Annotated in this window: 18 protein-coding genes; 5 read left to right on the top strand and 13 right to left on the bottom strand. The window is 71.0% G+C overall.

All coding sequences use genetic code 11. The annotated features are described in order from the left end of the window. Positions 1-121 precede the first annotated feature (121 nt). Positions 122-1510, top strand: coding sequence for a cystathionine beta-synthase (locus ACFYRX_RS37775; RefSeq protein ID WP_389110151.1), 1389 nt, complete (start codon positions 122-124; stop codon positions 1508-1510). Positions 1511-1917: 407 nt separating this feature from the next. On the opposite strand, the gene ACFYRX_RS37780 is transcribed toward ACFYRX_RS37775, so the two are convergent. From ACFYRX_RS37780 to ACFYRX_RS37815, 8 genes are all read right to left on the bottom strand, one after another. Continuing rightward, a complete protein-coding gene (locus ACFYRX_RS37780) occupies positions 1918-2340 on the bottom strand; it encodes a hypothetical protein (RefSeq protein WP_389110371.1) in 423 nt (140 codons plus the stop codon). A 130-nt stretch (positions 2341-2470) separates the two neighbouring features. Further along, the gene (locus ACFYRX_RS37785) at positions 2471-3241 is read right to left on the bottom strand and encodes an enoyl-CoA hydratase/isomerase family protein (RefSeq protein WP_389110154.1); all 771 of its coding nucleotides are present in this window, start codon (positions 3239-3241) and stop codon (positions 2471-2473) included. Beyond that, positions 3238-4476 (bottom strand): cytochrome P450, encoded by a 1239-nt coding sequence (locus ACFYRX_RS37790; RefSeq protein ID WP_389110375.1) that lies wholly within the window; start codon positions 4474-4476, stop codon positions 3238-3240. The genes ACFYRX_RS37785 and ACFYRX_RS37790 overlap by 4 nt, the downstream gene beginning before the upstream one ends. Before the next feature lie 118 nt (positions 4477-4594). Next, positions 4595-5983, bottom strand: coding sequence for a cytochrome P450 (locus ACFYRX_RS37795; RefSeq protein ID WP_389110157.1), 1389 nt, complete (start codon positions 5981-5983; stop codon positions 4595-4597). A gap of 10 nt (positions 5984-5993) precedes the next feature. Further along, positions 5994-6554, bottom strand: a complete 561-nt coding sequence (locus tag ACFYRX_RS37800; protein ID WP_389110160.1) for an ATP/GTP-binding protein — start codon at positions 6552-6554, stop codon at positions 5994-5996. Between the two features lie 3 nt (positions 6555-6557). Beyond that, a complete protein-coding gene (locus tag ACFYRX_RS37805) occupies positions 6558-6941 on the bottom strand; it encodes a DUF742 domain-containing protein (protein ID WP_389110163.1) in 384 nt (127 codons plus the stop codon). Continuing rightward, positions 6934-7782, bottom strand: a complete 849-nt coding sequence (locus ACFYRX_RS37810; RefSeq protein WP_389110165.1) for a roadblock/LC7 domain-containing protein — start codon at positions 7780-7782, stop codon at positions 6934-6936. The genes ACFYRX_RS37805 and ACFYRX_RS37810 overlap by 8 nt, the downstream gene beginning before the upstream one ends. Beyond that, positions 7779-8990 (bottom strand): ATP-binding protein, encoded by a 1212-nt coding sequence (locus ACFYRX_RS37815; RefSeq protein ID WP_389110168.1) that lies wholly within the window; start codon positions 8988-8990, stop codon positions 7779-7781. The genes ACFYRX_RS37810 and ACFYRX_RS37815 overlap by 4 nt, the downstream gene beginning before the upstream one ends. A 534-nt stretch (positions 8991-9524) precedes the next feature. Here ACFYRX_RS37815 and ACFYRX_RS37820 point away from each other — a divergent pair. From ACFYRX_RS37820 to ACFYRX_RS37830, 3 genes are all read left to right on the top strand, one after another. Then, complete coding sequence (locus ACFYRX_RS37820; protein ID WP_389110171.1) at positions 9525-11045, top strand: aromatic amino acid ammonia-lyase; 1521 nt, start codon at positions 9525-9527, stop codon at positions 11043-11045. Beyond that, on the top strand, positions 11042-11902 hold the full coding sequence (locus tag ACFYRX_RS37825) for a MurR/RpiR family transcriptional regulator (protein ID WP_389110174.1): 861 nt from the start codon (positions 11042-11044) through the stop codon (positions 11900-11902). The genes ACFYRX_RS37820 and ACFYRX_RS37825 overlap by 4 nt, the downstream gene beginning before the upstream one ends. Positions 11903-11986: 84 nt before the next feature. Further along, positions 11987-12580, top strand: coding sequence for a hypothetical protein (locus tag ACFYRX_RS37830; protein WP_389110177.1), 594 nt, complete (start codon positions 11987-11989; stop codon positions 12578-12580). Positions 12581-12591: 11 nt separating this feature from the next. On the opposite strand, the gene ACFYRX_RS37835 is transcribed toward ACFYRX_RS37830, so the two are convergent. The 5 genes from ACFYRX_RS37835 to ACFYRX_RS37855 form a co-directional block, all read right to left on the bottom strand. Continuing rightward, entirely contained in the window at positions 12592-12966 is a 375-nt protein-coding gene (locus tag ACFYRX_RS37835; RefSeq protein ID WP_389110179.1) for a hypothetical protein, read from the bottom strand. Positions 12967-12987: 21 nt separating this feature from the next. Next, positions 12988-13536 (bottom strand): roadblock/LC7 domain-containing protein, encoded by a 549-nt coding sequence (locus tag ACFYRX_RS37840; protein ID WP_389110183.1) that lies wholly within the window; start codon positions 13534-13536, stop codon positions 12988-12990. A gap of 34 nt (positions 13537-13570) precedes the next feature. Then, on the bottom strand, positions 13571-14737 hold the full coding sequence (locus ACFYRX_RS37845) for a hypothetical protein (RefSeq protein ID WP_389110186.1): 1167 nt from the start codon (positions 14735-14737) through the stop codon (positions 13571-13573). Then, positions 14734-15147, bottom strand: a complete 414-nt coding sequence (locus ACFYRX_RS37850) for a hypothetical protein (protein ID WP_389110188.1) — start codon at positions 15145-15147, stop codon at positions 14734-14736. Before ACFYRX_RS37850 ends, ACFYRX_RS37845 begins: the two co-directional genes overlap by 4 nt. A gap of 170 nt (positions 15148-15317) precedes the next feature. After that, a complete protein-coding gene (locus ACFYRX_RS37855) occupies positions 15318-16688 on the bottom strand; it encodes a diaminopimelate decarboxylase (RefSeq protein ID WP_389110191.1) in 1371 nt (456 codons plus the stop codon). Positions 16689-16868: 180 nt separating this feature from the next. Between ACFYRX_RS37855 and hutU the strand changes: the two genes are divergently transcribed. Beyond that, complete coding sequence (gene hutU, locus ACFYRX_RS37860; protein WP_389110194.1) at positions 16869-18533, top strand: urocanate hydratase; 1665 nt, start codon at positions 16869-16871, stop codon at positions 18531-18533. Position 18534: the final 1 nt, after the last annotated feature.

Below are 18534 nucleotides of genomic sequence, written 5' to 3' on the forward strand. Positions count from 1 at the left end.
CTTGCCCCGCACGGACCGTGGCCCAATCCCAACGGGGAGTGAACGGCCGTCATGGCGCCCGAACAGGCCATAGGCTGACGGAACCATTTCGACCACTTCCTTGCAGCATCCGGAGACAACGGTGCAATTCCACGACTCGATGATCAGCCTCGTCGGCAACACCCCGCTGGTGAAGCTCAACAGCGTGACCAAGGGCATCCGGGCGACCGTCCTGGCCAAGGTCGAGTACTTCAACCCCGGCGGTTCCGTGAAGGACCGCATCGCGCTGCGCATGATCGAGGCGGCGGAGGAGAGCGGGGCGCTGAAGCCCGGGGGCACCATCGTCGAGCCGACCAGCGGAAACACCGGGGTCGGACTCGCCATCGTGGCGCAGCAGAAGGGCTATCACTGCATCTTCGTGTGCCCCGACAAGGTGAGCACGGACAAGATCAACGTGATGCGGGCGTACGGGGCGGACGTGGTCGTCTGCCCGACCGCCGTCGACCCCGAGCACCCGGACTCCTACTACAACGTCTCCGACCGGCTGGTCCGTGAGACGCCGGGGGCCTGGAAGCCGGACCAGTACTCCAACGCCAACAACCCGCTCTCCCACTACCACTCCACCGGCCCCGAGCTGTGGGAGCAGACGGAGGGGCGGATCACCCACTTCGTGGCGGGTGTCGGCACCGGCGGCACCATCTCCGGGACCGGGCGGTACCTGAAGGACGCCAGCGAGGGCAGGGTCCAGGTCGTCGGCGCCGACCCCGAGGGGTCCGTGTACTCGGGCGGCTCGGGGCGGCCGTACCTCGTCGAGGGCGTCGGTGAGGACTTCTGGCCCACCGCCTACGACCGGAACGTCGCCGACGAGATCGTCGCCGTGTCCGACAAGGACTCCTTCCAGATGACCCGCCGCCTCGCCAAGGAGGAGGGCCTGCTGGTGGGCGGTTCCTGCGGCATGGCCGTCGTCGCGGCCCTGCGGGTCGCCGAGCGCCTGGACGAGAACGGCGTCGTGGTGGTCCTGCTCCCGGACAGCGGACGCGGCTACCTCTCGAAGATCTTCAACGACGAGTGGATGGCCGACTACGGCTTCCTGGAGGACGAGGGCCCCAGCGCCCGCGTCGCCGACGTCCTCAACGACAAGGTGCACGGCGCCATCCCCTCCCTCGTCCACATGCACCCCGACGAGACCGTCGGCCAGGCCATCGAGGTGCTGCGGGAGTACGGCGTCTCGCAGATGCCGATCGTCAAGCCGGGCGCCGGTCACCCGGACGTGATGGCCGCGGAGGTCGTCGGGTCGGTCGTGGAGCGGGAGCTGCTCGACGCGCTGTTCACCCAGCGGGCCTCCCTCGACGACCCGCTGGAGAAGCACATGTCGTCCCCGCTGCCCCAGGTCGGCTCCGGCGAACCGGTCGGCGACCTGATGCAGGTGCTGGGTTCGGCGGACGCGGCGATCGTCCTCGTGGAGGGCAAGCCCACCGGAGTGATCAGCCGGCAGGACCTGCTGGCCTTTCTCGCCAAGGGCGGCAAGTAAGCGCATCCCGCGGGAAAACGTCCGGTGAACAGGGCGTGGACGCGGCGAACTTCCGGTTCCCCACCGAAAGGGTGGACTTCGCGGAACTGGTACGAGCGCGTCACGTCCACGCAGCACACGCTTAACACGAGTCCGGCACATTAGTGGATGTCGGCAGGGCGGGAGCGGCTCCCCGCCCCAGCCGACACCGAACGTCCAAGGACCTCCGGAGCGGCTCCCGGACCTCCAAGGACGCTGGGCGTAAGACCAGGCCTGACCCGGTCGACGTCCCTCGCGGGGACCGCCGTCGTCCCGCCCCCCGGCAACGGGGGTGCGGCGGTCCCCGCGCATATTTTTTTCTCCGCCTCAGTGGGCTGTCGCCCGACTACCCGGCAACTGCAGCCGTTCCGCGCCGCCTTCCGGTGCCCTCAGGCCTCCCAGTCGGTGTCGTCCTTGCGGTGGCGGCGGCGGAAGATGTCCGGGTTGGACTTCGCGGCCTGGAAGGCGTTCACGCCGACGATGCCCGCCCAGGCCGCCAGAAGCCCCGGAAAGTGGGCGATGCCGCCGCCGATCGCGGACAGCGGGATCGCCAGTACCAGGGAGACGATGCCGAAACCGAAGCGCTCCCCGAAGGAGTCGGTGGACTTGGGCGAACGGGCGCCCCGCGCCATCACCATCTGCTGCTCGGCGAGCTGCCTGCGCACCCGGCGGTCCACGGCGCCGTCGATCCGCTGTTCGACCTTCTCCAGGAACGAGTCGACCAGCGCGGACTCGTACTCCTCGCCCAGCTCCCTGCGGGCATGCAGGGTGGCGTTGAGTTCCTTCGTGAGTTCGGGGTCCCGCGCGTCCATTCCGGTCATGGGATCCAAGGTAGGGATCCGTGACCGGGCCCGCACTGGGGATAGCCCCCCTACTTTCGGGGGGCTGTCCTGGACCTGCGGCCGTGCCACCGCCGGTCGGTGGTCGGGGTGAGGCGGATGCCTACCCGGTGCGGGCGAGGTGTGACGTCAGGAGGTGGGAGTCGAGGAGGGCGACCTCGGCGGTGCGGTCGGCGCGGGCATAGCCGGCCAGCATGCGTTTGGTCAGGATGAGGGCCTCGTGCGAGCGCCGCAGCAGCGGTCTTGTCCAGCCGTCGACGACCTGGTCCAGCCGTTCCAGGGGAGCCACCTGGTGGAGGAGCCCGAGACGGTGGGCGTCGGCCGCGTCGAACTGGCCGCTGGTGAGCATGAGTTCGCGGATCCTCGCGACCCCGGCCTCGGAGATCAGACGCCCCATGGCACCTCCCCAGGCGGGCGGGAGCCCCACCCCGACTTCCGGCATGCGGAACCGACAGGTGTCCGCGCCTGCCCGCAGGTCGCAGTACGCGGCGAGCGCGAGGCCGGCGCCGAGGACGCTGCCGTGGAGCCGGCCGATGGTGATGGCGTGGGTGCTCTCCAGGGCCTGGCACAGGCGGTGGGCCTTGTCGGCGATGCGCCGCAGGGTGGCACCCGTCGGGTCCATGGCGAGAGCGGCCTGGTACTCGCCGCGATCGGCTCCCAGACAGAAGTCCTCACCCAGCGACGACAGGATCAGAACGCGGACGTCCGGCCGGTCGTGCAGGTCGTCGAGCAGACCGATGAGGGCGTCCACCACGGCGATGCTCAGGGTGTCGTCGTGCTGCGAGGGGTTGAGCCGGACGTGGAGCACGGGACCGTCCTGCTCGACCTGCAGGGCTTCGCGAGAGGGCGCGGTGAGGGCGGGTACGTCGTTCATGCGAGGGCGACATCCAGATTCAGCAGTCGTCTGAACGCCACCCGGGGCGCCATCGTCGGGCGACGCACGAGGGTGAGGCGGGGCAGACGACCGACCAGTTGACGGAGCAGGGTCTGGGCTTCCAGCCGGGCCAGCGGCGCGCCGAGGCAGTAGTGGATTCCTCCGCTGAAGGCGAGGTGGGCGGCTTTGCGGTGCGGATCGAACCGTTCGGGACGGGGATGTCTGGCCGGGTCCCGGTGGGCCGCTCCCACCATGAGGTGGACCATGTCGTCCGTGCGGATCTCGACACCCTCCAGGAGGCAGTCCCCGGCGGCGACGCGGCTGATGACGTGTGACGGAGGGTCGTAGCGCAGCGTCTCCTCGACGAACGCGGGCACCAGTGCGTCGGGGTCGGCGGCGACCAGGTCCCAGCGCGCCGGGTCCTCGACGAGCAGGAGCGTCATGGTCGACAGCAGGGTGGAGGTGGTCTCCAGAGCGGCCAGCAGCACGAACAGGGCCAGTAAGTAGACGGCTTCGTCGGCCTTTTCCCGGTCGGGCTCCAGGGAGTCCCATGTCGTGATCCACCGCGACACGGGGTCCTCGCCCAAGCGGGTACGCCGCTCGCTCACCAGGTCCAGGAAGTAGCCGCGCAGTTCGGCCATGGCCACGTCGGAGCGGGCCAACTGGCTTGCCGAGGGAAGCAGTTCCTGGGTGTAGACCTGCTCGTGGGTCAGCTCGCGCAGCCGGGGCCAGTCGGCCGCCGGGAGTTCGAGCCAGTTGCCGATGGTGGCGATCGGGAGCTGCTCGCTCACCAGGGCGGCGAAATCCGCCTCGCCGTCACGCAGTCGGTCGGCCAGGGAGTCGAGGAGATCATCGGTCGTCCGGGTGACGGTTCGGCCCAGTTGCTCGATGGTCCCGCGGTCGAAGGTGCCGGCCGCCCGGCGGACCCGGGTGTGGTCCGGGGGGTTGAGGGCGGGCAGCGTGCTGCTTATCTCTCGGGACGAGGGGGCGTTCCATCGGGTGCGCGGCCCCTGCCGCTCCCGCCAGCGCTTGTCCGGCTCCAGCCAGGCACCGCTGCGCAGTATCTGGTCGCACAGGTCGAAACTGGTCACGAGGAACCCGCCCCAGGGGGCTGGGATGACCGCACCCTTGGAGCGGAGTTCCTCGTAGATCGAGAAGGGATCGTCCTGGCCCTGTGCCGTCCGCAGACGGGAGATCAGGGCGACTGCGGCACGGCGATCGGACGACGGGGTCATGACATTCCCCACGATGACGGCTCCTTTCTGAGCACAGCCGTCATACGTACCCGTCGGGTTATTGAAGCATCCAATAACACAGTGTTCTTGTAGGGTTACTTACGTCACTCGCGTTCCCCTAGGACTCGCCCCTCGTCCATGCCAGGAAGCGGCTGAACATGCCCTGCTTGGCGTGCGGTGCGGCGTGAGCCGGCCGGGAGGCGGCGGAGGACTGCGGGGCGACAGACGCCGAGGAGCGCGCCGTCGCGGCGGACGCGGAACCCACCGGCGCGGACGCCGGCCCCGCGGACACCGGCACCACGGGCGGCGTGAACCGGATCGGAACGGTCACCAGTGACCGGCTCCACGGTCCCTCTCCCCAGGCGAGCGCCTTGAAGGGGATACGCGTCTCGACGTCGGGCAGCCGGTTGAGCAGCGCCTCGACGGCACTGACCACGATCATGATGGCCGGGTCCTTGGCCGGGCAGGCGTGAGGTCCGGCGCCGAAGGCCAGGTGCGCCTTGGCGCTGAGCTGCTCGCGGTGCTCGGTCAGCTTGGGGTCGGTGTTGGCCGCCGCGAAGGAGATCAGCACCGGGTCGTCGGCGCGCAGCGTCCTGCCGCCCAGCTCGACATCGTGGGTCGGGTAGTGGGCCGCGTAGTTGGCGATCGGGGCGTAGTTCCACAGCGTCTGGGCGACCGCGTCCTCGACCGGCAGGCCCACCGGCCAGCCCTCGCTGAGGTACAGGGCGCTGCTGGTGCCGATGGCGGCCGTCAGAGGTGCGGTGCCGCCGGAGAGCAGGGTCACCAGCTGGTGGAGCACCTCCTCGTCGGTCAGCTCGGCGGAGTGCTGCATCAGACGTGTCGTCAGGTCTGTGCCAGGGGTCCGGCGCTTGAGGGCGATCAGTTCCGACAGCGCCCCGCCGAGCACCTCGTCCGCACCGGGGGTGCCTTCGAAGATGCCGCTGATCCCCACGATGACGCGGTCGCCGATCTCGGGCGGGCAGCCGAACAGGTCGCTGAAGACGAGCAGCGGAAGCGGTGCCGCGTAGTCGGCCATCAGATCGGCCTGGCCACGGGAGCTGAAGCGGCTGATCAGATAGCCGGCGGACTGCTGGACCTGCCGGACGAGATGGAGTTCGTTGATCGTGGCCATGCTGTCGGTGACCGCCTGACGCAGGCGGGCGTGCCTCGCACCGTCCGCGAAGAGCGCGTTGGGGCGGTAACCCATCATGGGCAGGGCCGGACTGTCCGAGGGGACACGCCCCTGCTTGAGCGCGTTCCAGCGCCGGGAGTCCCGGACGAACCACGCCGGGTTCTGCAGGATGTACAGGGCCGCGTCATAGCTGGTGACCAGCTCGACCTCGACGTCGGGTGCGATGTCCACGGGAGCGCTCGGGCCGAGCGAGCGCAGGTACTCGTAGGTGCCCTCGGGGTCGGAGCCGAACTGCGGGCCGTACAGCGGAACGTTGCCGTGCGCGGGGCAACCGGGCGGTATCTCCGCCGAGTTGGTGTCGTAGTGGTGCTGCATGCCGTGGCTCCTAGGCGAGTGTGGACATGAGGTGTTGCACGAGGGTGATGAGCGCCTTGGCCGCCGACTGCTGATCGCGCACATCGACGTTCACGACGGGGATCTCCTCGGGGAGATGCAGGGCCTCGCGTACCTCGTCGAGCGGGTAGTCCGGCTTCCCGTCGAAGGTGTTGACGCCGATGGCCATGGTCAGGCCGAACTTCTCGACCAGGTCCAGCACGGCGAAGGCGTCGCCCAGCCGGTCGGGGTCGACGAGGACCAGGGCGCCCAGGGCACCCCTGGACAGCTCGTCCCACATCTCCTTGAAACGCTCCTGTCCCGGCGTTCCGAAGAGGTAGAGGACCAGCTGCTTGTTGAGGGTCCGCCGGCCGAAGTCCATGGCCACGGTGGTGGTTGTCTTGTCCGGTGTTTCCGAGAGGTCGTCGAAGCCCTCGCTGGCCTCGGTGATCTCCTCTTCGGTCTGGAGCGGTTCGATCTCGGAGATGCTGCCGATCAAAGTGGTCTTGCCGACTCCGAAGGGGCCCACTACGAGGATCTTCACTGCATGGGTGACGGCTGGATCCAGGTACACGAGTTATGCTCCGAGAGTCGTCTGCAAGCCGGCGATGACGGCCTTGAGCAGTTCGCGGTCGACGGGTTCGGCCCTTGGTGTGGGGGGCCGCACGAGGACGAGGCCGTCTTCGGCCATCTGCGCGACCAGGATGCGCACGATGCCCAGCGGCAGGTGCGTGAGACCGGAAACCTCCGCCACGGACAGGATCCCGTCGGAGACCAGATCCATCACCTCGCGTGCTTCCGGGGAGAGTGTGCGCGTCGCCGTCGAGATGCCCTCCTGGGCGGTCACGAGTGTGGTGCGCGAGTACTCGTGGTCCGGGGGAAGGTCCCGCCCGTTCGCGATCACGAACAACGGGACTAATTCGGACGTCAATTCCAGTGGCTGTTCTTGATCGTCATGCACCGCCCACCGTCCCTATCCGTGGTTCCGCGGCCGCGTTGAGCGCGGGCACCACTTCCTCCAGACGCGAGGTGAACTCCTCGATGTCACAGTCGTGTTCGGCCGCCGCCGCCAGGTAGGCGCCGTCACCGGCCGCGATCAGGAAAACCCAGCCGTGCTGGAACTCCACGACCGTCTGACGCCACTGGGTGTCGTTGAGACCGCCGGCGAACTGCGCGGTGGCCCGGCTGTAGGCGACCAGCCCCGACATCGCCGCGGAGATGATGTCCGCCAGGTCCTTGCCGATCCCCGAGGTCGTCCCCAGGGGCAGACCATGGGTGCCGAGCAGTACGGCGTGACGGGCTCCCCGGACCCCGGCGACCGCCTTGTCCAGCTCGGGGAGCACGAAGCCCGGCCCACCCGTCGCCTCGTTCTCGACCAACTGGGCATCGACGACGCCGGCACCCTCCGCGGCGTTCACCCGCGGCGCGGAGGTGAGGTTGTCCCCCAGCCGGGCGACCAGCCGGTGCATGCGGAAGGAGATCTGCTGCAGATCGACGTCCGGGTCGGCGGCGGCGGCCAGGTACGCGCCCTGCCCCGCTCCGATCAGGAAGATCCACCCGTGCGAGAACTCGACGACGGTCTGGTTCCACCGCCACTCCTTCACCGGACCCGCGAACCGGGCCGCGGCGCGGCTGAGTGACTGCATACCGGCCATGGCGGCGGAGATGTTCCGGACGCCGCCGTTCGTCAGGCCGTCCGTGGCCCCCTTGGATATGCCGTCCGCGGACAGCACCACCGCGTGCCGTGCCCCGGGTACGTTGTCGACGATGTCCTTGACCATCCACGACAGGTCAGCGGTCATACGTCCTCAGACCCTTCGCGAGACCCGTCGAGCGACCCTTCGAGCGACGCGACCTCGGATTCCCGGCCCGAGAGGGTGCCGCGCTGAAGGCCGCCAAGACCACGCCCGGACCCCCGGGCGGCGGTGACGTCGCGCACCCGCGATTCGCTCCGGCGGTCCCCACCGTCGGTGACGCTCGCGATCGGCGTCTGGCGCGCTCCCCGCTTCGGCAGTCCGTGCGCCGTGCGAGCGGCGGTCCGCGGCTTGCCCTCGTCGCGCCGGATGCTGCTGACAGGGGTGTCGTTCGCCGGTGGCGGTGTCTCCTCCATGGTCCACAGCTCCTCGGGCAGCAGAACGACGGCCCGGACGCCGCCGTACCGGGACACTCCGGTGACGTCGACGCTGAAGCCGTACTGGCGGGCGAGCAGACCGATGACGGGGAAGCCGAACTTGGGCTGGTTCCCCAGCTGGGACAGGCGGGGCGTCGTCTCGCCGGACAGCAGTTCGGTCGCCGCCTGCCGGTCCTCGTCGCTCATGCTGACGCCGGCGTCGTCGATCACGATGCACACGTTGTTCTGCACCCGCTTGAACGTGACCTCGATCGGCGCGTCCTGCTGGGAGAAGGAGGCCGCGTTGTCCAGCAGTTCGGCGACGGTCAGGGCGACCGGCGCGACCGCGGAGGCCTTCAGCGCGATGCCGTTGACCTGCATGATCTCGACCCGCTGGAAGTTGCGGATCTGGCTCTGGGCGCTGCGCACCACGTCGTAGACGCTCGCGGGCTTGTTACGGCGGCCGAGCGGGCCGCCGCACAGCACGGCGATGCCCTCGGCCTTGCGTGCCATCTGCGCGTTCGCGTGGTGCACTTCGAGCAGGTCGCTGAGGACGGCGTGCCCGCCGTACTTGAGCTGCATCGTGTCCAGGACCTTCGTCTGCTCGGCCGCGAGGCCCTGCAGGAATCGGGCGGCGCCCTTCAGAACGCCCCTGGTCCTGTCCTCCGCCGTCCGCTCGGCTTCGAAGATGACGTCGTCCTGCTCCTGCCGGAACTTCACCAGCTCGGCTCGCGCGGCTTCCACCTGCAGCTGAGCGTCGACGCGCTGCCGCGCCAGGTCGGTCTCGGCCTGCCGCTTCCTCGCCCCCAGGGCTCTGCTACGGACAGTGAGCACCACGACCGCGGCAACGGCTGTCGCCGCCACCGAGGCCAGGCACCATATGAGTACCTCTTGATTCATGGAAACCTTTCCCGGCGCACGGTTGCAGACATCGGTCGATCCACCTCGCGATGATCCACAGCGCATCCACCAGGAACAGAACGGCTGCGTTACACGTCAGGCAAGCCAAGCCCCAAAACGGCACCCGACCCGAGTGGATCAAGGTCGCGGACGGCGGAATGCTATCACCGCACTATTACTCCCAGGGGGCCCGGGGAGCCGACTTGACACAGCATCAACATGGCGGCCCCGCAACGCTGTTGGCGAAGGGTCGGCCCGCTTGTCCGACTGCCCTCCGAGCGGCCCCGGGCGGCCGGGGCGACGTGACACCGCGTGCTGCCGGCCAGGTTCACTTCGTCGTACCGCCCGGCCGGGACGACGTCGGCGAGCCGGGCGGTAAGAGATCCGCAAGAAGACTCCCTCTTTCATGGGCCGCCCTTGCCTTGAGCCGGATCACGCGCTTGTCCCTTGCCTGTCTGTATAACGTCATGCAGAGTTCTCCGTAGCTGAATAGATCGTCGATCTTTCAGTGGGTTCGAGAGGAGTTCCTGCCTTATGTCGTCCCGGATCATGGACGCAGCGCATTCCGTGTCGGTCGGGCACACCGGTCTCGTGGTTCTCGACGGGATCGGGCTCGGTGTCGCGGACGTCGTCCGCCTCGCCGACGGGACCGCGCGACCGGTGCCCGGGACCGACGCGATGAAGCGGGTCACCGAGTCCTGGGACGCCGCCCGGCAGATCGCCGCGACCGGACGCGTCTACGGCCGCTCGACCGGCGTCGGCGCCAACCGGAACGAGGACGTGCCCACCGAGACGGCCGCCGAGCACGGTCTGCGACTGCTGCGCAGCCATGCCGGTGCCATCGGCGAGGAACTCCCGGCCCGGCAGGTCCGCGCGATGCTCGCGGTCCGGGCCAACCAGCTGCTGGCGGGCGGCGCGGGGCTGCGGCCGACCGTGGTGACGGCTCTGTGCGAGGCGCTGGAGAGCGGGGCGCATCCGGTCGTCAACGAGTTCGGCTCGGTGGGCACCGGCGACATCGCGGCGCTGGCCCAGGCGGGGCTGGCGCTCGCCGGGGAGCATCCCTGGCGGGGCGCCGGTGGTGCTCCCGAACCCCAGTCGCTCGACAACAACGACGCGCTCGCCTTCATCAGCAGCAACGCCCTCACCCTCGGCCAGGCCGCCCTCGCCCTGCACGAACTGCGCGGGCTCGTCGAGGCGACCCAGGTCGTCGGGGCGCTGTCGCTGCTGGCCGTGGACGGCTCGCACGAGGCGTACGCCGCCCCCGTGCACGCCGCCCGGCCGCACCGCGGATCCACTGAAGTGGCCCGGCGGATGCGGGAGTTGATCGGGGCGGAGGACCGGCCCACCCCGCCGCTGGGCCGTATCCAGGACCCGTACGGCTTCCGCTGCCTGCCCCAGATCCACGGGCCGGCGCACGATGCCGCCGACGCCCTGGAGGAGGTTCTCGCCATCGAGATCAACGCGGCCGCCGAGAACCCTCTCATCTGTCCCGAGGACATGGCCGCCTACCACCACGGAGGCTTCTACCAGGCCCAGCTCGCCCTCGCCCTGGACCACTTCAGGCTGGCCCTCACCCAGGTCGCCCGCCTGTCCACCTCCCGGCTCTCCACGCTCAACGAGCCCGCCTTCACCCGCCTGCGGCCCTTCCTCGCCGACCAGGAGCCCGCCTCCTCCGGCGTGATGATCCTGGAGTACGCCGCCGCAGCCGCCCTCGGAGACCTGCGGGCCTTCTCCGCGCCCGCCTCGCTCGGCCACGCTGTACTCTCCCGGGGCGTCGAGGAACAGGCCAGCTTCGCCTCGCTCGCCGCCCGTCAGACACTGCGCGCGTGCGCCGCGTACCGTCTCGTCGTCGGCTGCGAACTCGTCTGCGCCGTAAGGGCGCTGCGCCAGCGCGGTCTGCGGCCCGGCCCGGACCTTGCGGTGGGCCGCGCGCTGGAGCTCGCCGAGGCGGTGCTGGAGGAGGACTCGGCGGACCGGCCGCTCACGGACGACGTGACGGCGGCGACCGCACTGCTCGACCGGTTCACGGACATCTGGAGGGGGAGCGAGGCATGAGCGACATGGGCGGGGCGGGTGTGGCGGACACTCCCGCGGGACGGCTGCAGGCACTGTTCGAGGGGCACCGGCTCACACCGACCCAGCGGCGCATCGCGCACAGCATGGTGCGGCGCGCCGCCGACGTGCCGTTCCTGTCCAGTGTGGAGCTGGCCGAACTCGCCGGGGTCAGCCAGCCCTCCGTCACCCGCTTCGCCGTCGCCCTAGGTTTCGACGGCTACCCCGCCCTGCGCCGGCACCTGCGCGAGGTCGCGCCGGCCGAACAGACGGCGGCCCCGGCGTCGTACAACGAGTACCAGCAGGCCGTCGAGGCCGAGATCGAGAACCTCAGGCATCTGGCGGAGGTCCTCGCCGACCCGCGGCCGGTGCAGCGGGCCGGCCGGCTGCTGGCGGCCTCCCGCCCCCTGCCGGTGCTCGGGCTGCGGGCCGCCGCCTCCCAGGCGTACGGCTTCGCGTACTTCGCCGCCAAGGTCCACCCGGACGTACGGCTGCTCAACGAGGGCGGCACGATGATCCACGACCGTATCGACGCCGCCGTCCGCGCGGGCGCCTCGACGCTGCTGTGCTTCGCGCTGCCCCGGCATCCCCGCGAGGTCGTGGACACCCTCGTCTACGCCAAGGAGGCCGGCCTGACCGTCGTCACGGTCGCCGACTCCGCCTTCGCCCCGGTCGCCAAGGCGTCCGACCTCCTCCTGCCCGCGGCCGTCGGCACCGGTCTCGCCTTCGACACGGCCTGCGCCCCGATGCTGCTGGGCCGGGTGCTGCTGGAGGCCATGTGCGACGAACTGCCGGAGGCGCAGGCGCGCCTGGAGGAGTTCGACGCCGGTGCCGCGGCGCGAGGACTGTTCGTGGAATAGCGGGCCTTTCTCAGCCTTGTCTCACGTTCGCCCGCTAATCTCCCCGCGCATCAGGACTGTGCCAGGACGACGAGGAGGCAGGACGTGGCACGCGGAGATCGCAGGGCTCAGGGGCTGGCCCGGGTGGCTGTCGTCGTGCGCGCCGGGGCGGCGCCGCTGTGGTGGCTCGGGGTGTTCGCGGCGGGGATCGGGCTGCTGATACCGGGGCTGACCGGACGCCGGATCGGCGTGATGGCGGGAGCGGCGCTGTTCATCGTCGCCGCGGCCGTGGTGTCGTACAGCCGTCGCAAGCGCTACATGACGCTCGGTCGTGCGGCCGCCCGGGCCGGGAAGCACGACGTGCTCCAGGACCGTGCGGTCAGTGTGCGCAACTGGCGCCGGGGGCACCGCTGGTGGCTGCTGGGAGCCTGGCTGGTGGCACTGCTGAGTTCGTTCGCCGTGCCCGTCGCGGGCGGCATGCTGCTCGCGGGGTGCGGTACGGGCCTCATGCTGAAGGCCGCCTGGCTCGGACGGCGCGAGCGGGCCGAGGACGCGCTGCTGTGGGTGCGGGTCGACTGGCTCGCCCCGAACGGCGGGCGCCCGGCCGGCAAGACCGTCAAGGCGTACCGCGGCACGGGTGTCGCGGCGGGCGACGCGGCCCCGGGCGGGGCGCGCCGCCGCACCGCGGCACTGGTCTAGCTAGCGCCCGGTCACACCTCCAGGTCCGTCTCGATCGCCCTCAGCTGGTGGCGGGCCATCGCCAGGTTGGACCTCTTGGCGTCGAGGACCAGGTAGAGGAACAGCCCGTTGCCGCCGCGTCCGGCGATCAGGCGGATCAGGTGGTACTGGTCGGACAGGGTGATCAGGATGTCCTCGATCTGGCCCTTGAGCCCGAGGTGCTCCATCGTGCGCATCTTCGCGCGGACGACGTCGGTGTTGCCGGCGGCGGCCACGTTCAGGTCGAAGCCCTTGCTGCCGCCCATGGTGCCGAGCGCCATGCCGCTCGTGTAGTCGACGAGCGCGACGCCGGTCGCGCCCTCGATGGAGGCGAGGGCCTCCTTCAGTGCGGTTTCGGTGTTGGCCATGACTGTGTCTCCTCGGTTCTCTCAACTTTCGGTGGTGGTGCGGGCCACCGTCGGAGCGGTGGCCGTGGCGCGGGTGTCCCCGGGCTTCGCCCTGGACGTGCGAGCCGCTCTGGCACGAGCCGGAACGGGTTTCGCGGGCGCCTTCGTGGTGGTCTCGGTGTGTTCGGGCTGTCCGGTGGGTCCGATGGGTCCGGTGGCGGCGCAGTCGACGAGCTCCCCGATGCGGGCGCCCGCCCGGCGGCCCTCCAGATGGAGGCGGCCGACGTTGACGCGGTCCTGGGCGAGCAGCGTGACGACGGCTCCGGCGCCCGCCGCGTAGGTGGCGACATAGCCGTACACGCCCCGCACGAGCAGTTCGCGCAGGTCTCCCTGGCCGGTCTCGTCGGCCAGCTGTGCGGCGAGCGCCCGGGTGGCCCCGGTGAGCGCGGCCACGGCCTCCGGGTCGACGCCCGGGGTGTCCTGGGCCAGGACGAGACCGTCGACATCGGCCGCGAGGGCGCCCGTGAGCTGCGGCACGCGGGCTCTGAGCCGGCGCAGCTCCTCCAGGATCCCGTCCTGAGCTGCTGCCATCAGGTCTCTCCTCTCGGCGCGGAACCGCTGCCGTTCAAAGGGCCTCCAGCGCATCCCTGAGCCTCTTCAGCAACGTGATGTGGGGATCGACGGGCGCGACGCTGCCGGTGAGATCGACGGGGGGACGGGTGACTTCCGGGCCGGTCGGCGGTCCCGGCATCGGTCCCGGCATCGGTCCGGGCATCCGTCCGGGCAGCGGTCCGCGCATCGGTCCGGACATCGGCTCGGGCGGTGCTCCCGACCACGGCCCGGCCATCGCCTCGGACAGCGGGCCGGGCAGCGGGCACGGCGAGACGGCCCCGGCCGCCACCAGCCGCCGTATGTCCACCAGGGTGTGGAACGCCGGGCGGCCCAGTTCGCGGGCGATGTCCGACGCCGTGCGGATGCCGTCCACGAGGGCCAGGACCGCCTGTCGCCGGGCCGGGAGCACCGGGGGCGCCGGGTGGTACTCGCGGATCAGCGGCACCTCGTCCGGCAGAGCGTGCGGCCAGATGCGGTGCAGCAGGTCACGCCGCCGCAGCGTCTCCCGCTCGAGGTCGGCGACCGGGACGGGGTGCGGGATGCCGGGGCCGGTGAGCGTGTCGACGGGGGTGGGCGTGGCGTCGGGTCCGCCGTCTTGTACACCGCCGGGCTCGCTGCCGGGGCCCGGGGTGTGGTCGCCGGGGTTGCCGGGGTCGTCCTCGGTGCCGTAGCGGAAGCGGCCCGGGGTGCTGCTCGGGGCGAGCGCGAAGTACGCCGCGTCGTACAGCGCGGTCAGCCGGCACATCTCCAGGGCGCCCGGGGTGAGCAGCCCGTCCTCGACCAGCCGGCGGCCCGCGTGGTGCACGACGTCCGCGCCGGTGAGGCGATGGGCTCCGGTTCCGACGAGCCCGGTGCTCCCCGGGCTTCCGGCACCCGCGGCACCCGCGGCGCTCGCCGCGCTCTCGGCCAGGGCCCGGCGCCAGACCTCGGAGTCGAGGGTGCCGTGGGCGGCGAGGAGGACGTGGGCGCCGGGGGCGGCCGGGCTCTCGGCGTGCACCACCTTGCCGTCGGCGAGGTGCAGCGTGCCGCGCTCGCGCACCAGGACACCGGTGGCGCGCTCGGCGGCCAGCCGGGTCAGCATGGGGGAGACGCCGCCCCAGCCGCGGCCCAGCGCCGCCGCCTTGTCACGGACCGGCAGACGGGGCGGTGGGGTGGTGGGAGTGGTCCGGACCGTCGTCATCCGAGCTCCAGCCGTCCGGCCATCTCGCCGAGCCGGATCCGGGCCAGCGCGAGATTGCCCTCCGCGCGGGCCAGCCACAGGTGCAGGAACACGCTGCTGTCGAAGGACGTCGGCACGAAGCGCAGGACGTGGTAGCTGTCCCTGTTGCTGAGGATCAGATCCTCCACAGGAGGGTCCGGTTCGTCCCCCGCGGCGCCCGCCCCGGTGGCGGAGCTCCCGGAGGCGAAGGCGCGCTGCTCGGCGGCCAGCCGGGCGAGCTCGGCGGCCTCCGCGGCGGCCGCCTCCTGGTCGCCGCCGGGGGATTCCCCCACGACGCCCAGCGCCAGCCCGCTGGTCCAGTCGACCAGCGCGGCGCCCCGCGCACCCGGCAGTCGCATGGCTTCCAGCAGGCACTCGTCGATTCCCTGCACCGTGGCTCCCCTCCCGCCTGGGGTTCGGCTGAGTGACGCCGAAACTACGCAACGTGTGCGTGAGGGGTGAGGGATCTGGCATTTTCCGGTGGAACATGCTCAGGGTGGCTAGAGTGGGTCAACTTGCCTTGTTTTACAGGCAATGTGATCAGTGGCCCCGGGGGTGTGCGTCAACGGCTCCAGGGTGCGCGAAGGGTGGTGAGCGCCTCGGCGTGCGCCCCACCGGACTCGGCCACGATCTCGGCGAGCGTCTGCGGTTCCCGCACGGTCGCGAACGCGACGCGTCCCGCCGCATCAGGTGCGAAGCCGTGGATGCCCGGCCGGGCGAGCGAGTTGTACGCGTAGTGGTGCGCGAAGTAGTACGCGCCCGTGTCCAGCGCCGCCGCGTAGTCCCCCTGGCCCAGGAGCGGCAGCGCGCGCCCCTCGGCCAGCAGGTCGCCCGCGAAGCAGGCGGGTCCCGCCACGTCCTGCACCACCTCGGGCCCGCTCTTGGGCCGTCCCTTGCCGTCGTACGCCGCGATCCTGAGCGGCCACGACCCCGGCGCGTACACCGTCCGCGTCGCCACCTGCACGCCCGCGTGCGTCACCGCGACCGGCCGCCCGCCCGCGCTCTTGGCGTACTCCACCCGCGCCACGATCGTGCCGTGCTCGGCCAGCAGCGACCGCCCGAACTCGGTCACCAGCCCGTACCGCCCGTCGAACAGCCCCGGGACCCCGGCCCTGAGCGCCCGGGCGTACTCCCGGTACGTCGGCGTCGTCACGTCCGAGGCGAAGTTCACCGGCAGCCCGCCGCCGATGTCGATCGTGTCGATCTGCGGCCGCCCGATGCGCCGGTTGATCTCCTCGGCGAGCGCGTACGTCTCCTCGACGCCCCTGACCATCAGGTCGAGCGGGACGCCCTGCGAGCCGGTGTGCGCGTGCAGCCGGCTCAGCCAGGGCCGCTCCGCGCAGGCGCGCACAACCCACTCCCGCGCCCCCTCGTCCCGCAGCGCCACCCCGAACTTCGAGGTCGCCGTGGCAGTGGAGGTCGCCCCGATGGAACCGCCGCCGATCTGCGGGTTGACGCGGATCCCGAGCGGGGAGCGGCTGACGGCCGACCGGACGAGGCCGTCGATGCGGTCCAGCTCCTGCGGGTTGTCCGCGTTGACGGCGATCCCCAGCGCCAGCGCCTCCCTGAGCTCGGCCGGTGTCTTGGCGGGCGAGTCGAGGACGGTCCGGGCCGGGGAAATCCCCGCCGCCCGCGCCAGGGCCAGCTCGCCCGGGCTCGCCACCTCCGCGCCGATGCCCTCCTCGCGCAGCAGCCGCAGCACCGGCACCAGCGGGGTCGCCTTCACCGCGAACGCATGCAGTACCGGGGTGCCGGGTGCGGTGACCTCGTCGAAGGCCGCGCGGAGCTCCGCGGCCGACCTCCGGATGCCGGTGACGTCGAGAAGCCCGACGATGGGGGAGTCCGGTCCCAGCAGACCCTGCTCCACGGCCGCGCGCACCGCCTCGTCCCGGCGCGCGGCCCGTTCCTCACCGGAGTTGCCGTACTCGTCCACCACGTCTCCTGCCTGTCGAAGGCCACGTTGTCGCCCGCGCCCGGGCGTCCTCGGCCGTCCTGCGGAACATCCCTGCCCCACTCACGCTGACGCGAGAACGTATTGACTAGTTCTATTCAGAACGCGAGTATGTGAATATCGACAGCAACAGGCCGTGACCACAGCCCCAGGAGGCAGACCATGTCAGGACCCCGCCCCGTACGAGCGCCGCGCGGTACGGAACTGAGCGCCCTGGGATGGCAGCAGGAAGCCGCCCTGCGGATGCTCCAGAACAACCTCGACCCCGAGGTCGCCGAGCACCCCGACAAGCTCGTCGTCTACGGCGGCACCGGCAAGGCGGCCCGTGACTGGCGCTCCTTCGACGCGATGGTCCGCACCCTGCGCACCCTCAAGCAGGACGAGACCATGCTGGTCCAGTCCGGCCGTCCGGTCGGCGTCATGCAGACCCACGAGTGGGCCCCGCGCGTCCTGATCGCCAACTCCAACCTGGTGGGCGACTGGGCGAACTGGGAGGAGTTCCGGCGTCTCGAGCAGCTGGGGCTGACCATGTACGGGCAGATGACCGCCGGTTCCTGGATCTACATCGGCACCCAGGGCATCCTCCAGGGCACCTACGAGACCTTCGCGGCCGTCGCCGCCAAGAAGTTCGGCGGCACCCTCGCCGGGACGATCACCCTCACCGCCGGCCTCGGCGGCATGGGCGGCGCCCAGCCCCTCGCGGTGACCATGAACGACGGCGTCGCGATCTGCATCGACGTCGACCCGCGCGCCATCGAGCGCCGCATCGAGCACCGCTACCTCGACGTCAAGGCTGACAACCTGCGCCACGCGTTGGAGCTGGCCGTCGAGGCCCGCGACGCGCGCCGCCCGCTCTCCATCGGCCTCCTCGGCAACGCGGCCGAACTGCTGCCGCGCATGCTCGCCGAGGGCGCCCCCATCGACATCGTCACGGACCAGACCTCGGCGCACGACCCGCTGGCGTATCTCCCGGTGGGCATCGACTTCGAGGACATGGCCGACGCCGCCGCCAAGGACCCGGCGGGCTTCACCACCCGTGCCCGTGAGTCCATGGCCCGGCACGTCGAGGCCATGGTCGGCTTCATGGACGCCGGGGCCGAGGTGTTCGACTACGGCAACTCCATCCGCGGCGAGGCCCAACTCGCCGGTTACGACCGGGCGTTCGCATTCCCCGGTTTCGTCCCCGCCTACATCCGGCCGCTGTTCTGCGAGGGCAAGGGCCCCTTCCGCTGGGCCGCGCTGTCGGGTGAGGCGTCCGACATCGCCAAGACCGACAAGGCGATCCTGGAACTGTTCCCCGAGAACGAGTCCCTCGCCCGCTGGATCAAGCTGGCCGGTGAGCGGGTCCACTTCCAGGGCCTGCCCGCCCGTATCTGCTGGCTGGGCTACGGCGAGCGGGACAAGGCAGGCGAGCGGTTCAACGACATGGTGGCGAGCGGGGAGCTCGCCGCGCCGCTGGCGATCGGGCGCGACCACCTGGACGCCGGGTCGGTCGCCTCGCCCTACCGGGAGACCGAGGCCATGCTCGACGGGTCCGACGCGATCGCCGACTGGCCGCTGCTGAACGCCATGGTCAACGTGGCTTCGGGCGCGTCCTGGGTGTCCATTCACCATGGCGGTGGCGTGGGCATGGGACGGTCCCTGCACGCCGGGCAGGTGACGGTGGCCGACGGTACGAAGCTGGGCGGGGAGAAGGTCCGGCGGGTGCTGACGAACGACCCGGGGATGGGTGTGATCCGTCACGTGGACGCGGGGTACGACATCGCGGAGTCCGTCGCCGACGAGCGGGGCGTGCGGGTGCCGATGCGCGAGGGTGACTCGGAGTGAC

This window comes from Streptomyces sp. NPDC005374 (genome assembly GCF_042872225.1).
Classification (GTDB): Bacteria; Actinomycetota; Actinomycetes; order Streptomycetales; family Streptomycetaceae; genus Streptomyces.